At 34.1% G+C, this 13,589-nt stretch carries 15 protein-coding genes and 1 pseudogene; 9 read left to right on the forward strand and 7 right to left on the reverse strand.

All coding sequences use genetic code 11. The annotated features are described in order from the left end of the window. Nucleotides 1-3 precede the first annotated feature (3 nt). Entirely contained in the window at nucleotides 4-264 is a 261-nt protein-coding gene (gene acpP / locus JR053_RS01345) for an acyl carrier protein (RefSeq protein ID WP_010406451.1), read from the reverse strand. A gap of 127 nt (nucleotides 265-391) precedes the next feature. Between acpP and JR053_RS01350 the strand changes: the two genes are divergently transcribed. Then, the gene (locus tag JR053_RS01350; protein ID WP_010406449.1) at nucleotides 392-1,174 is read left to right on the forward strand and encodes a polyprenyl synthetase family protein; all 783 of its coding nucleotides are present in this window, start codon (nucleotides 392-394) and stop codon (nucleotides 1,172-1,174) included. After that, on the forward strand, nucleotides 1,167-2,039 hold the full coding sequence (locus JR053_RS01355) for an FKBP-type peptidyl-prolyl cis-trans isomerase (protein ID WP_010406447.1): 873 nt from the start codon (nucleotides 1,167-1,169) through the stop codon (nucleotides 2,037-2,039). Before JR053_RS01350 ends, JR053_RS01355 begins: the two co-directional genes overlap by 8 nt. A gap of 70 nt (nucleotides 2,040-2,109) precedes the next feature. On the opposite strand, the gene hslU is transcribed toward JR053_RS01355, so the two are convergent. Beyond that, complete coding sequence (gene hslU, locus JR053_RS01360; RefSeq protein ID WP_010406444.1) at nucleotides 2,110-3,561, reverse strand: ATP-dependent protease ATPase subunit HslU; 1,452 nt, start codon at nucleotides 3,559-3,561, stop codon at nucleotides 2,110-2,112. Between the two features lies 1 nt (nucleotide 3,562). Continuing rightward, nucleotides 3,563-4,117 (reverse strand): ATP-dependent protease subunit HslV, encoded by a 555-nt coding sequence (gene hslV / locus JR053_RS01365; protein ID WP_010406442.1) that lies wholly within the window; start codon nucleotides 4,115-4,117, stop codon nucleotides 3,563-3,565. A gap of 82 nt (nucleotides 4,118-4,199) precedes the next feature. On the opposite strand from hslV, the gene gshA reads away from it, so the two are divergent. Next, nucleotides 4,200-5,354, forward strand: coding sequence for a glutamate--cysteine ligase (gshA, locus tag JR053_RS01370; RefSeq protein WP_010406439.1), 1,155 nt, complete (start codon nucleotides 4,200-4,202; stop codon nucleotides 5,352-5,354). On the opposite strand, the gene JR053_RS01375 is transcribed toward gshA, so the two are convergent. The 3 genes from JR053_RS01375 to JR053_RS01385 form a co-directional block, all read right to left on the reverse strand. Continuing rightward, complete coding sequence (locus JR053_RS01375; protein ID WP_006014617.1) at nucleotides 5,351-6,151, reverse strand: hypothetical protein; 801 nt, start codon at nucleotides 6,149-6,151, stop codon at nucleotides 5,351-5,353. The two genes, gshA and JR053_RS01375, sit on opposite strands and share 4 nt — an antisense overlap. A gap of 61 nt (nucleotides 6,152-6,212) precedes the next feature. Continuing rightward, nucleotides 6,213-7,166, reverse strand: coding sequence for a ferrochelatase (gene hemH, locus JR053_RS01380; protein ID WP_010406433.1), 954 nt, complete (start codon nucleotides 7,164-7,166; stop codon nucleotides 6,213-6,215). After that, nucleotides 7,163-7,924 (reverse strand): hypothetical protein, encoded by a 762-nt coding sequence (locus JR053_RS01385; RefSeq protein WP_010406429.1) that lies wholly within the window; start codon nucleotides 7,922-7,924, stop codon nucleotides 7,163-7,165. The genes hemH and JR053_RS01385 overlap by 4 nt, the downstream gene beginning before the upstream one ends. A gap of 105 nt (nucleotides 7,925-8,029) precedes the next feature. Here JR053_RS01385 and ndk point away from each other — a divergent pair, with 105 nt between their 5' ends. From ndk to folD, 6 genes are all read left to right on the forward strand, one after another. Next, nucleotides 8,030-8,449: a nucleoside-diphosphate kinase gene (ndk, locus tag JR053_RS01390; RefSeq protein WP_010406427.1), complete on the forward strand. Its 420-nt coding sequence runs from the start codon at nucleotides 8,030-8,032 to the stop codon at nucleotides 8,447-8,449. Between the two features lie 122 nt (nucleotides 8,450-8,571). Continuing rightward, entirely contained in the window at nucleotides 8,572-9,750 is a 1,179-nt protein-coding gene (locus JR053_RS01395) for an aspartate aminotransferase family protein (protein ID WP_010406424.1), read from the forward strand. Nucleotides 9,751-9,818: 68 nt separating this feature from the next. Next, nucleotides 9,819-11,096: an HlyC/CorC family transporter gene (locus JR053_RS01400; protein ID WP_029237684.1), complete on the forward strand. Its 1,278-nt coding sequence runs from the start codon at nucleotides 9,819-9,821 to the stop codon at nucleotides 11,094-11,096. Nucleotides 11,097-11,105: 9 nt separating this feature from the next. Next, complete coding sequence (locus JR053_RS01405) at nucleotides 11,106-11,363, forward strand: DUF2312 domain-containing protein (protein WP_010406415.1); 258 nt, start codon at nucleotides 11,106-11,108, stop codon at nucleotides 11,361-11,363. Then, nucleotides 11,356-11,931 (forward strand): UbiX family flavin prenyltransferase, encoded by a 576-nt coding sequence (locus JR053_RS01410; RefSeq protein WP_010406412.1) that lies wholly within the window; start codon nucleotides 11,356-11,358, stop codon nucleotides 11,929-11,931. The genes JR053_RS01405 and JR053_RS01410 overlap by 8 nt, the downstream gene beginning before the upstream one ends. After that, complete coding sequence (gene folD / locus JR053_RS01415; protein ID WP_010406409.1) at nucleotides 11,915-12,802, forward strand: bifunctional methylenetetrahydrofolate dehydrogenase/methenyltetrahydrofolate cyclohydrolase FolD; 888 nt, start codon at nucleotides 11,915-11,917, stop codon at nucleotides 12,800-12,802. Before JR053_RS01410 ends, folD begins: the two co-directional genes overlap by 17 nt. 115 nt (nucleotides 12,803-12,917) lie before the next feature. On the opposite strand, the pseudogene JR053_RS01420 reads toward folD, so the two are convergent. Beyond that, nucleotides 12,918-13,544: pseudogene (locus JR053_RS01420) on the reverse strand (hypothetical protein); the annotation flags it as partial. Nucleotides 13,545-13,589: the final 45 nt, after the last annotated feature.

Raw genomic sequence — 13,589 nt, forward strand, 5'->3', positions numbered from 1 at the left:
ACATCAATTGTTTGCTTTGTTTACTACATATTCAACTATCTGTTCCATAGTTTCCATTTTTTGCGCATCTTCATCAGGAATCTCTATACCAAATTCTTCTTCAGCTGCCATGATTATTTCAACTGCATCTAAACTATCTGTGCCATGATCTGAAAGCTTTGAAGAACTACCAAATCCCTCTACATCCTTACTGATGTGCTCTAGTATAATCTTCTTTACTTTTTCTTCTATATCTTCCCTAGTGCTTTTTGCCAATTCGCTCATTTCTTACTAAAAAATAACCTATTCTCTGATGTTATAAGAAATTTTGATGTTTGCAATAGCTTTTATGATTATATAAACTATTAAAAACTTCCTATCTCTTAGCACTCGATAGTTAATAAATTTAAAAATGCTAGACGAAACAACAAAAAATTTGCTTGTTGTAGAAGTGAATAAGCTCTTACCTGAAAATAGCGAGAATAGACTTATATCAGCTATGCGTTATGTGCTTCTTGCTCCTGCAAAACATATACGTTCTTTTTTAGTTATAGCATCTTCGTCGATATTCAACATAAAGGTTGAAAAAGCAATAACAGCAGCAGCAGCAATTGAATTTATTCATGCTTACTCCCTAATTCACGATGATCTGCCATGTATGGATAACAGTGACACCCGCAGAGGCCAGCCAAGCTGCCACAAAAAATTTGGTGAAGCAACAGCAGTACTGGCCGGAGATGCATTACTTACCCTGGCTTTTGAGGTATTATCTTTGTTAAATTGTGAGATCATAAAAGTGCTCTCTCAAGCAATAGGAATGAAGGGAATGGTGGGAGGGCAGATTTTAGATATAGGTGCAGATTTTGACAAAATAAAAGAAATTCATTTGATGAAAACTGCAAAACTATTTGCAGCTTCATGTGAAATAGGGGCTATAATAGGCGGCGCTACAGACAAGGAGCGGGAAGCATTATATAACTATGGAATAAATCTAGGGCTTATTTTTCAATCCAAGGATGATATCGAAGACTATGAGCAAGATAAAACAAACAATTTAATGTCCGTGCTTGGCAAAAATGAAATGGAAAACTATATAGATAGTCTCTTTAAACAGGCCTCAGATAATTTAAGTACGCTTTCAGGGAATACTAATGACTTATATGATTTATTGAATCAAGTAAAAAAAGATGGTTAGAAAAATTATATTACAAATGTTTATCTCTGTAGTAATGATTCTCACTTTAGCTTCTGCTTTTATAATTACGGTTGTTTATATAAACAAAGATAAACCAGAGAAAAGGGAAAAGCTTTACGAAATAAATGCTACACATGGTGGTTTGACACAGATGATAGCAAGTTATTTGGTCAGGCCGATACTTGAATCAGCTCTTGATCGTTATATTGAAAAGCATGGGTTAGCAGAATATTTAGAAGAAATAACACAGCAAAAAGAAGAAGAGATGATAAACTTTTATGAAATTACTGAAGGCAGTGGCAGTAAAGTTTTCTGTGGCCAAGAAGTTCTGCTACAAATGTACAAAGTCTCCAACAACCTAGCAACGCTACTTCCGACTGATGTCAATTTGAAAATAGGTCAGGATTACTTAAAAGAAGTGAGTTTAGGGGTAATAGGTATGAAAGAAGGCGGAGAGCGTGTAGTTACTATTGCTGCTGATGACAACAAAATGAGTTTTAACTCTTATTACATCAAATTGATTGAAGTAAAAGATAAATATCCCGATTCAGTAAATAACCTGATGATTTTTAATGACTTAATTAACAAAACTGGAAAACGAGTAAAATGTGGCGATGAGATATCAGTTCAATATAGCATAAAGAGACATAATGGTGAGTATATAATCAAAGATCAAATAGTGCAGTTTAAGGTTGGTGACAAAAAAATACCACTTGCTATAGAACTTGGAGTTGTGGGAATGAGAGCTGGTAATAAAAGAACAGTTCTTTCTCCACCTGATCTTTTAACTGATGTGTTAACAAAAGGCATAGATTGTGATATTGCAATAATTGATTTAAGCTTGAATTCTACTATTGAAAAATAGCTTAAAGAATTACGAAGTAAGAAAAAATAAAACCTCTTGAATGCTCTATATTACTTAAAGTAGGCTTCCTCTAAAGTATAAATTTAGATAAATCAAGCTGCTTTGAAATTGACTCTAGTTTATCTCTTACATATTTGCTATCTATAACAAATTTTTCACTATTTTTTTCAGAAGCGATAAAACTTATTTCATCCAAAAGCTTCTCCATGACAGTATGAAGTCTTCTTGCACCTATATTTTCCACTTCTCTATTAACTGTAAATGCTATTTCAGCTATAGTCTCTATACCATCATCAGTAAACTCAAGTGTTACATTTTCCGTTTTCATTAACGCTATATACTGTTTTAACAAACTAGATTCTGGTTCCTTTAATATTTTTATTAGATCCTCTTGAGTAAGCGCCTTAAGTTCCACTCTAATTGGCAATCTACCCTGTAATTCTGGTAAAAGATCAGATGGTTTAGATAAATGAAAAGCACCAGATGCAATAAATAATATATAGTCTGTTTTTACGGGGCCATACTTAGTTGAAACAGTTGTTCCCTCAAGTAATGGTAACAGATCGCGCTGCACTCCTTCTCTGTTGACTTCACCTTTTATTTCTGTACGTGCTGCAATTTTATCTATTTCATCTAAAAACACTATGCCTTCATTGCTAACAAGATCAATCGCTTCTTTGATTATCTTGTCTTCATCCATTAACCTTTCGCTTTCTTCATTAATCAATATTTCACGTGCTTCTTTCACTTTAACTGTAATAGTTTTTGTTTTTTTGCTCCCATTAAACATCTTGCCCACGATTTCTGTTACGTTCATCACACCAATTTGCCCACCTGGCATGCCAGGTATATCAAAAGTGGGTAACATACCCTTGCTCTCCCTGACGTTAATAGAAACTTCTCCATCTTCAAATTCCTTATTTCTCAGTCTTTCTCTGAAAACTTTTTTGCTTTCCTCGGTTGCATCTTCACCAACCATGGAGTTGACTATTATCTTTTCAGCCAAACCTAAAGCTTTTTTAGTTAAGGCTTTACGTGCTTTTTCCTTAACTAAAACTATTGCTGCGTCAACTAAATCACGTATTATCGAGTCAACATCACGTCCAACATATCCTATTTCAGTAAATTTCGTTGCTTCAACTTTTATAAAAGGTGCACCAGCAAGCTTTGCTAAACGGCGAGCTATTTCAGTTTTACCAACTCCCGTATGGCCTATCATGAGTATATTCTTAGGTATAATCTCTTCACGTAGTGGAAGTGGGACTTTATTTCGACGCCAACGATTTCTGAGTGCAATAGCAACAGCGCGCTTTGCATCATTCTGCCCGATTATAAATCTGTCTAATTCTTTAACTATCTTCTGTGGTGGTAGATCATCTAATAAAGCTTGTGAGCTTTGAATGCTGCTACTTCCTGTACCTTCATTTTCATAGAGGCTATTTTTCTCATTATAGTCATCATTATTATCAAATTGACCTACTACAGATTGACTAGAAAAATTGGCACACAAAGTTCTTGACATATTACTCCTCTATTTTTTCGATAATTAGATTATGGTTTGTATAAACACATATATCGGCAGCTATCTTCATAGCCTTTTTTGCAATCTCCTCTATTGATATTCCTTCAACGTCAATCAAAGCTTTTGCTGCAGATAAAGCAAAATTTCCTCCAGAGCCAATGGCTGCAATGCCATCTTCAGGTTCAAGAACATCACCCGTTCCTGTAATGACCAATGAAATGGACTTGTCTGCCACGATCATCATAGCTTCTAATTTTCTTAGATATTTATCCATTCTCCAGTCTTTTGCAAGTTCAACACATGCCCTCATTAACTGTCCTGGGTGCTTATCAAGTTTAGATTCTAGCCTTTCGAAGAGAGTAAATGCATCAGCTGTTGCTCCAGCAAAACCGGCAATTACGGAATCACCAGAAAGACGCCTAACTTTTTTTGCTCCAGATTTTATAACGGTATGGCCTAGCGAGACTTGCCCATCACCTATTACTACTACATTTTTGTCTCTTCTAATTGACAGTATAGTAGTACCATACATTTTACTGCTGTCATGATGAATCATTTTTTTGTTATTTTAATTCGTTATATTATATTAAGATTATAACTTATAATATAGTACTTTTCTTATAACATTTAAAGTGTAGATGCAAAACATAATTCATCCAAATCTGGAAAAAGATATAAATAATTGGTTCAAAACAAAATTTAATGGTTTTACATTACCATTTTATAGCTCCATAGATCTTAGGAATTCAGGCTACAAAATTGCTCCAGTAGACGCCAATTTATTTCCTGCAGGGTTTAATAACCTAAGTGAAGTATCAAAAGCGATAGCAGCAAAATTGATAAAAAGCTACTTCGAAACAAAACAATATAAAAAGGCCCTTATAATACCGGAGAATTACACACGAAATAAAATGTATATAGAAAATGTATTTGCTATAGAAAAGGTACTGCAACTCGCAGGTTTTGAAACTAGAATTGGCCTCTTTCATAATGAAACGTACAATTTAATAGAACAGTATGAAACTGTTGTGAAAGAAAACTCTTTGCTGAAGACAACTTCAGGATTTGTGCCTGATATTATTATACTGAACCGTGATATGACGAGCCACATTCCAGACACGCTAGAAAACGTAAAACAAGAGATAGTGCCAAGTCCATTATATGGCTGGCACAGTAGGCAGAAATTTCAATATTTTGAAATCTATCAAAAATTAGTGTCCGAATTTTGTGGCGAATTTAAAATGGACCCATGGCTTATTTCTGTGCTTACAGAAAGCTGTAATGGAGTTGACTTTAATGATGATTCATCACTAGGAGCAGTAGCGACTAAAGTTGACCAAATATTATCTCTAGTGCAAAAAAAATATGAGGAATATGAAATAAAAACACAACCTTACGTTTTTATCAAAGCAAGCAATGGCACATATGGAATGGGCATTATAACAGCAACAAGTGGAAAGGAAATATTAAATCTCAATAAAAAAAAGCGTCATAAAATGAAAAAGATAAAAGAAGGAATAGCAATCAATAGTGTTATTATACAAGAAGGTGTACCAACTATTGACATATTTAAAAGTAGTTCTGCAGAACCGCTAATATACTATATAGGAGATACTCCAACATGTTACTTATACCGATGTAATAGCAGGAAAGATGTATATTCTAGCTTGAATTCCACTGACTGTGAATTTTATGACATCAGCCAAGAAAATAAAACTTTGCCACTTTGGAATATTGTTAGCAAATTAGCAGTGCTAGCATTGGCAGTAGAAATTAAGTCTTTTCATCTCTAATAATTAATTTCTACAATGCTGCCATTATGCTGAATATGGTGAGCGTCATCAAGTCCAGTAGAAGGATCAGTACCATTATTAGGTTGATTGACAAACTTATCGATGTTTGATACTAGATATGCTATGCTTAGTATCAAACTGACCGTAACAGTTAAGTTGAAATTATAGATTATGCCACCACCCAAGTCTATTGGTATGGTTGGAAGTTCCATTCTTTTTAATATGAAGCTTAACAAGCCCAATGACAAAGCGAATGTGCTAAAAATAACTTCTTTGCCATATTTAGCAGACTTTTCAGAATCCTTATTATCTAGATACTTCTTCCATGTATAATAACAGTTTATGCATTCTGAAAATAGAAATAGAACTGCTGATGTTAAGCTAATATAACTTATTACATCCTTGTTGTTTCTAGCTAAGAAATGAATGATTTTTGTCTGCATCAATATTCCTATGACACAGTTTGCCAAGAAGGCTAAGCTACCCACAACCTGTATTGGTTTTTCAGGTTCATTTCCCCCTTTACCATTCTGAAGTTTTTTAGATTTATATCCAGCTAAATTGAGACCAAAGTGAAGAGCAAATATTATTGATGTTGGTAGTTTTATGAACTTAGAAATATCTAATATAGTACAAATATTGGATCTGTTGTTATCAATAAACTCGCAACAGAATTGCAATGAAATTTTACACAATATGCCTGTTAAACCTACTGCAATACAATACATCTTTCTAATATCATGATTGTGAGCATCATGTATACTTTCTATAAATGTATTTGGCTTACCTTTTGGCATAAATAGATAATAAAATAATAACTTTTTAATATTATACTATAAAAATCTAAAAAGAAAAGTGCTATAAATCAGTACTTTGAGAGTGATCTAAACATAAATCGGCCAAGCACTTGATAAATAAGAGATCAGTACTGAGAGTTGGTACGCGAAAGTAATATCCGTCTTTGATAATTGCTTTATACTCTATATCAAGTTCAACCAGTGTTTCAGAATGCTCAGAAACAAAAGATATAGGTGATAAAACTACAGGTATATTATCGTCTTTCGCGCGTGATAGCTCACTTTCAGTGCTAGGCTCCAACCATTTTACAGGGCCAACCTTACTCTGATAACATATTCCCCAATCAAGATCTTCAATATTCAATTTTTTTACTATTAATTTTACTGTTTTTTCTATCTGTGAAGCGTAAGGGTCGCCTTTTTTAATGATACTAAGAGGTAAGCTATGAGCCGAGAATAGGACTCTTGGCTTACCGATTTTGCTAGCTAATTTATAATATTTAGACGTCAGATTAACATGAGCTTCAATAAAGTTTTCATTGTCATAATAATGGTGAATTGTTTTTGTGTTACATTCCAGTTTGGCATTTTTTTGCCAATTCTCGATGGATGATAGAGTTGTGGTGGTTGAATATTGCGGATATAGTGGTAACAGAATGATTTCGTCAGGGTCGAATTGCTTTACGCTTTTAACAACTTCATCAGCAAATGGATGCCAATAACGCATGCAGATGAATATCTTATATACATGGTTTCCATTTTCATTTAATTTTAGTTCTAAAGCATCAGCTTGTGCTTTCGTATTCTCCAAGATTGGCGATTTACCTCCAATGTGCTCGTATATTTCTTGTGCAGTACTTTCTCGCCTTTTGGAGATAAACTTTGCTAAAAGAAAGCGGAAAGGATTGGGTAGATTGACTATTCTTCTATCATAAAATAGATTAAACAAGAAAGGACGTACTGCACTTAGTGAATCAGGTCCACCAAGGTTAAATAAGATTACTGCCTTCTTCACTGACAGCACCTTTCTTCAGGTTTGCCTATAAAATCAGCTACACACTCATCAAGTTTAGTTACAGGCACTAAATTTCTCACACTGGCATACAATAGATGAGCAGATCTCTTCATGTTACTCTGTGTAGATGCAAAGCCTCTATCGAAAACCACATCAACACAAAAACTTGGCACTGCTTCAAGAAGTTCAACAGCAGCCAAAGATATCATTATGCAGCTTTGTAGAGCCTTCAGAAAAATCGTAAGGGGAAAAAGTAAAACCCTAACAAAGAGAGAGGGAGGACTTTCATTCATTAGTTGTCCTTGATTAGGAGAATTATACTCAATATGCTGTCTGTTTTTATCAAAGATAGGAAATTTTATAATGTCTTTCTTAAATTCCTGCTCTATTTGTTTCTTGGTATAATTTTCATTATTAGTCATTTTTTTCAATAACTTTTCACGCAAGTGAAAGGTTCTTACAACAAAACATGTTGCAACCATCAGTGCAGCACATATAAGTGCGCACTCGATAAGGCTTATGTTGCCTACCATAGCTGGTAATACAAAGCAAAAAAACAGCGGTATGGCAATCATTTCACCAAATGGAACAACGTTCCTTTTCATTGCAAAAGCGGTACCTTCTTTTAATTTTGTATTATTGTGTAAGCTATACTCTAAATAACTTAAAAATGCCAAATTAAAGGTTAAAAAACCTTTTGTTCCGCAGAAAATTGATGATTTAAGATTATTCACTAGTTTCTTACGACAGTAAACCATAAACTACCCCTTGATGTTTTATTCTTGACTATAAATAAAAAATCTCTTTGATGGAACAAAAATTCACAATAAAGTAAATATACGATCTTAATATAAGGGAATGATATGGCAATTGAGAGAACACTTTCGATATTAAAACCTGATGCAGTAAAAAATAATATTACAGGCAGTATAAATTCTTACATTGAAAAATCTGGACTAAAAATTATAGCACAGAGAAAGATGCTGCTGACAAAAAAACAAGCAGAGCTGTTTTATGAAATTCATAAGGATAGGCCTTTTTTTGAAGAGTTGGTGGACTTTATGACTTCTGGGTCTGTGATAGTTCAAGTTTTAATCGGTGAAAATGCAGTCAGTAAATACAGACAAATCATGGGTGCTACAGATCCAAAACAGGCAGATAAAGGTACAATTAGGGGTGATTTTGCTAATGATATTAGTGAAAATAGAGTGCATGGTTCTGATAGTCTAGAGAATGCTCATAGAGAAATAGCTTTCTTTTTTGCTGAATGTGAATTGGTGTAGTTTTACTTTTTTACATATTAAATTTCTGAATTTTATGTTGCACTGTATAATATTAGCCCAATTTTTAGTTTAAGCAATATTAAGGGAAAGCTTTTTCATGCACAGTATAGATAATATTTAAAATGGATCATGTTGTTAACGCTTATAATAGATCTGAAGCTTCTATAGTTAGAGGAGAAGGAGTATATCTCTTCGATAAGGATGGTAAAAAATATTTAGACTTTGCTGCAGGAATTTCTACAACCTCTCTAGGGCATTGTCATCCATACATTACAGATAAACTGAAGGAGCAACTGGATTCATTATGGCACTGCTCTAATATTTTTACTATTCCTCAGCAGGAAAGGCTTGCTCAGCGTTTAACAGAACTTACCTTTGCCGATAAAGTTTTTTTCTGCTCAAGTGGACTTGAAGCAACAGAAGCTGCAATTAAATTTATTCGCCGCTATTTCTACTTAAATGGACAAGAAAAGCGCAGTCACATCATTACAATTGAAGGAGGTTTTCATGGCCGCAGTATTGCTGCAATTTCAGCTGGGGGAAATGAAAAATCACGCGAAGGTTTTGCTCCACTCCTTTCTGGTTTTGATAAAGTTCCAAGAAATAACATTGAAACATTAGAAAAGAAAATCAATAGCGAAACAGCTGCCATATTTTTAGAGCCCATACAAAGTGAAGGCGGAGTACATCCATTGGACGTAGAGTATCTTAAAAAAGTAAGAGAGATAACAAAAGCTCAAGGAATAATTTTATGCTTTGATGAAGTGCAATGCGGATATGGACGGATTGGCTCTCTATTTTACTATCAAAATATAGGAGTTGAACCTGATATGCTCACTTGTGCGAAGGCTATGGGTAATGGATTTCCTCTGGCTGCATGTTTAGTAAAAGATTATATAGCAGAAGCAATCACTCCAGGAACTCATGGGTCAACTTATGGAGGTAATCCACTTGCCATGACTGTTGGTAATGCAGTACTCGATGTAATGCTAAAGGAAGGCTTTTTTGACCATGTTAAGAAGGTCAGTAAATATCTAAAAGAAAAGTTGTTGCCTTTGACTGAAGAATTTCCGAAGATCGTTTCAGAAGTTCGTGGGGAGGGTTTATTGATAGGGATAGAGCTTAGAGTACCTTTGGCTGATAAAATTGTTAAACAATCTCTTGACAAAGGCTTAATAATGACTAAAATTTTAAATAATAGGGTAATAAGAATAACTCCTCCACTTGTTGTTGAGAATATGCATGTGAATGCAGTGTGTGATATATTTCATGATTTATTTTTTTATATTAAAGATATATAGACTTGCAAATGCTTCTTACAACATATAAAATCAACTCTGTTTCTATATCGCAATAACATCATACTTTAATGGATTGGTTATTGATTTCAGTATTGTCAGCAATTTTTTTCTTATTGATTTTATCGTTTTTGTTCTCAGGAGCAGAAATAGGGTTAACCTCAATTAGCCGATCCCGAGTGAATAAACTAAAGCTAGAAGGTAACAAAAAAGCCAAGATAATAGAGCTTTTGTTAGGTAAAAAAGAATTAACAATAGGAACAATATTACTGTGTAATACAATTATTAACATTACTTGCTCTGCTTTATTTACAGTAATATTTATAAATTCTTTTGGGAGTGAGGGCATATTTCTTTCAACATTCATGATGACGTTTTGTATTTTGCTATTTTGTGAAGTTTTACCAAAAACTTACGCCATGCAAAATCCTGAAAAATTTACATTACTTTCTGCTTATTTTATGCTGTTTTTTGTCAAGGTTCTTTCTCCATTGACATTAGGCATTCAGTTTATTGTCAATATCATTCTGAAGTTATGTGGGCTTCATAAGAATAGGGAGGTAATATCTGCAGCAGATGCAATGCGTAATATGATTACTCTTCACCGCAGTGAGGGCACTATGTTACAACAGGATTTAGATATGCTAAATAGTATACTTGATTTGGCTGAGACAGAAATATCACAAATTATGACCCACAGGAGAAACTTATTTTCTCTTGATATAGATCGAAACAAAGAAGAGTTAATAAGAGAGATTTTAACCAGTAGCCATAGCAGAGTACCTTTATGGCAAAAAGAACCAGATAATATTGTTGGAGTGGTTCACGTGAAAAATCTAATAAATGCTTTGCGTGAAAAGGATAATAAAATAGAGATTGCCAAAGTTATGTCAAAGCCTTGGTTTATACCAGAAAGTACGCCACTCAGTGTACAACTTCACAACTTCCGTAAAAACAGGAAACACCTTGCATTTGTTATTGATGAGTATGGAGCACTACAGGGAATCGTAACTCTTGAGGATATACTGGAAGAAATAGTTGGAGAAATTTCAGATGAACATGATTTGATCACAGAGAATTTTATAAAAAAGATATCCGATAATATGTATCACATAGAAGGAAAATCTACTATTAGGGATATTAATAGACAGTTACATTGGGATCTTCCTGATGAAGAAGCTACAACTCTAGCAGGTATGATTGTAAACGAGATAGAGCGCATTCCTGAAGAAAATGAAGAGTTTTCCATGTACGGTTTTTACTTTAAGATTTTAAAAAAAGATAAAAATATTATTACTATGATTGAAGTACAAGTAAAAACTGATAATACTGTAGTAGCAATTAATTAGTTGGGTTCTATGGAAGATAAAGTAAAAATAACGGCTGAAGATTTGAAGAGCTATATAGAGAGAATCGAAAAACTTGAACAAGAAAAGAGGGATGTGCAAGATCACATTCGTGATGTATATGCAAAAGCTGCAGATGAAGGTTGGGATATAAAAGTGATGAAACAGATTATTAGGCTAAGAAAGATGGATGATGATGACAGGGAGGAACAGGAAATATTACTTGATACCTACAAACGTGCATTGGGAATGAGTTACGAAGGTGAATAGTAGGATTGTAATTGGAATAAGTGGAGCATCTGGTTCTATTTACGGTGTACGGATTCTAGAGGCACTAAAAAATACCAATCATGAAACTCATTTAGTGATCAGCAGTGCTGGAAAAATAACTATAGCTCATGAGATTAAAGAAAAACTTGAAGATATTATATCGCTTGCAGATTTTTACTATTCTGAAGAAAAAATAGGAGAAAAAATAGCAAGCGGCTCATTTAAAACCTCAGGTATGGTTATTGCTCCATGTTCTATGAAAACAATGTCTGAAATAGCATCGGGGGTGACTTCCAATCTATTAACAAGGGCTGCAGATGTAACTCTAAAAGAAAGAAGAAAATTAGTTCTTATGGTGCGAGAATCTCCACTACATCTTGGACATCTCCGAAATATGTTAAAACTAACGGAGATGGGAGCAATTATTGCTCCGCCGATGCCTGCTTTTTATATTAAACCAAAATCTTTGGATGATATTGTAAATCATGCTGTTGGTAAAGTATTGAATTTATTTGATATTGCATTACCTGACTTCAAGGAGTGGCAAGGAAATGTCAATTATTATTAACGGTAAAAAAATAGCAAATGATCTCTGTGAGGAGCTATCAAAAAAAATTGATATTTTAAAGAAAGAGTATAATGTTTTTCCTTGTCTTAAAGTAATTCTTGTGGGTAGCAATCCAGCAAGTCAGGTCTACGTTCGTAATAAACAAAGAAAAGCAGAATCAATAGGCATAAATTCTGAAACTATTGTTTTGCCTGATAGTATCTCAGAAGATGAATTGATTGAAAAAGTTAATACATTAAATGAAGATTCATCTGTGCATGGAATTTTAGTTCAGTTACCTTTACCAAAGCACATCAGTGCAAGTAGAATAATTAATACAGTAAGTGTTGAAAAAGATGTAGATGGCTTTCATGATGAGAATGTTGGCAGGTTAGTTAAAGGTGAAAAAAATTGTCTGATACCTTGTACTCCCAAAGGTTCTTTGCATTTAATTCAGTCAGTTGAAAATAATCTGTCCGGTAAAAATGTGGTAATCATTGGCAGATCAAATATTGTGGGTAAGCCAATGTTTCACCTATTGTTGCAAGAAAATTGCACTGTTACCATCTTGCATTCACAAAGTAGGGATTTAGCTGATTATTGCTCTAAAGCGGATATAGTAGTTGCAGCAGTTGGAAAGCCAAATTTTGTTCAAGCAGATTGGATAAAAAAAGGTGCAATAGTGATCGATGTTGGCATAAATAGCGTTAACTTGGGAAATCAAAGTAAGCTTGTGGGTGATGTTGACTTTGAGGGAGTAAAAGAAAAAGTCAAGGCTATTACTCCAGTACCCGGGGGTGTTGGCCCAATGACAATAGCATTTCTTATGATGAACACTGTAATTGCTGCTTGCTTGCAGCGGGGAGTTGATGCTTCTGATTTCATTAATTGAGGGCATAAGAAAAATAGATACCCGTCTCTAGATAATAACATCGAATTTTTATCCAAATAGCAAACCTCTTTGCAGGATTATCTTATTCACTACAAGAAATATGCAATTTAGAACATTAAAAATTATAACGTATGCCTACTTCTATGATTGCATCTGGTATTTGTACTGGTGGCTTGAAGGCACTTAATTGCCCACTTGCAGCAATAGCAACTATCTGCGGAGTAAATTCATAATCAACACCTACCTTTAGTTTATAGGAAATAGAACTCAGTATTTTGTCTACTAAAGATGGATCAGACGTTACTTTGCTTCCATCAGCAGCTAGTAGAGCTGGAGCTTCTTGACTCTTTTCTTCCCCTTCCCTTTTATTATCGTTTTCTGTAACATCTTTATTCGTAATTTTACCTGAATCATCTCTATCTGCAACATTTTTGCCTTTAGTTTCACCTGTACTACTGCCACCGAAGCCAAAAGAAGGCAATACTTGGATATATCCACCTAAACCTACACTAGCATATAGTTTAATAGGATCAATGTCAAAATCAGGGTAATAACGGTAATTCGCCAACAAGCTAGCTCCTACTTTCCTTTTTTGTTTATCAGTTATATCACTTATGTTGGCAAGAACCTCAAGTTCAAATTTAGAATTTTTGTCATAATTATAACCAAAAACAACGCTAGGTTTCATTTTAAAAGTATCACCCCATCCAGCACCAAAGTTTAAACCTACATAGTACTGATCTGTAATAGTTTAGACTTGATCTGACAGGCATGAATTAACTGACAG

The sequence above is a fragment of the Wolbachia endosymbiont of Nasonia vitripennis genome (assembly GCF_048054115.1).
Lineage (GTDB): Bacteria > Pseudomonadota > Alphaproteobacteria > Rickettsiales > Anaplasmataceae > Wolbachia.

Coding starts and splice junctions, on each gene's coding strand:
- JR053_RS01375 (WP_006014617.1), bottom strand. CDS start 6,151: ATGCCAAAAGGTAAGCCAAATACATTTATAGAAAGTATACATGATGCT.
- JR053_RS01350 (WP_010406449.1), top strand. CDS start 392: ATGCTAGACGAAACAACAAAAAATTTGCTTGTTGTAGAAGTGAATAAG.
- JR053_RS01405 (WP_010406415.1), top strand. CDS start 11,106: ATGGAAGATAAAGTAAAAATAACGGCTGAAGATTTGAAGAGCTATATA.
- gshA (WP_010406439.1), top strand. CDS start 4,200: ATGCAAAACATAATTCATCCAAATCTGGAAAAAGATATAAATAATTGG.
- folD (WP_010406409.1), top strand. CDS start 11,915: ATGTCAATTATTATTAACGGTAAAAAAATAGCAAATGATCTCTGTGAG.
- JR053_RS01385 (WP_010406429.1), bottom strand. CDS start 7,924: ATGGTTTACTGTCGTAAGAAACTAGTGAATAATCTTAAATCATCAATT.
- hslV (WP_010406442.1), bottom strand. CDS start 4,117: ATGATTCATCATGACAGCAGTAAAATGTATGGTACTACTATACTGTCA.
- JR053_RS01395 (WP_010406424.1), top strand. CDS start 8,572: ATGGATCATGTTGTTAACGCTTATAATAGATCTGAAGCTTCTATAGTT.
- JR053_RS01355 (WP_010406447.1), top strand. CDS start 1,167: ATGGTTAGAAAAATTATATTACAAATGTTTATCTCTGTAGTAATGATT.
- ndk (WP_010406427.1), top strand. CDS start 8,030: ATGGCAATTGAGAGAACACTTTCGATATTAAAACCTGATGCAGTAAAA.
- acpP (WP_010406451.1), bottom strand. CDS start 264: ATGAGCGAATTGGCAAAAAGCACTAGGGAAGATATAGAAGAAAAAGTA.
- hslU (WP_010406444.1), bottom strand. CDS start 3,561: ATGTCAAGAACTTTGTGTGCCAATTTTTCTAGTCAATCTGTAGTAGGT.
- JR053_RS01400 (WP_029237684.1), top strand. CDS start 9,819: ATGGATTGGTTATTGATTTCAGTATTGTCAGCAATTTTTTTCTTATTG.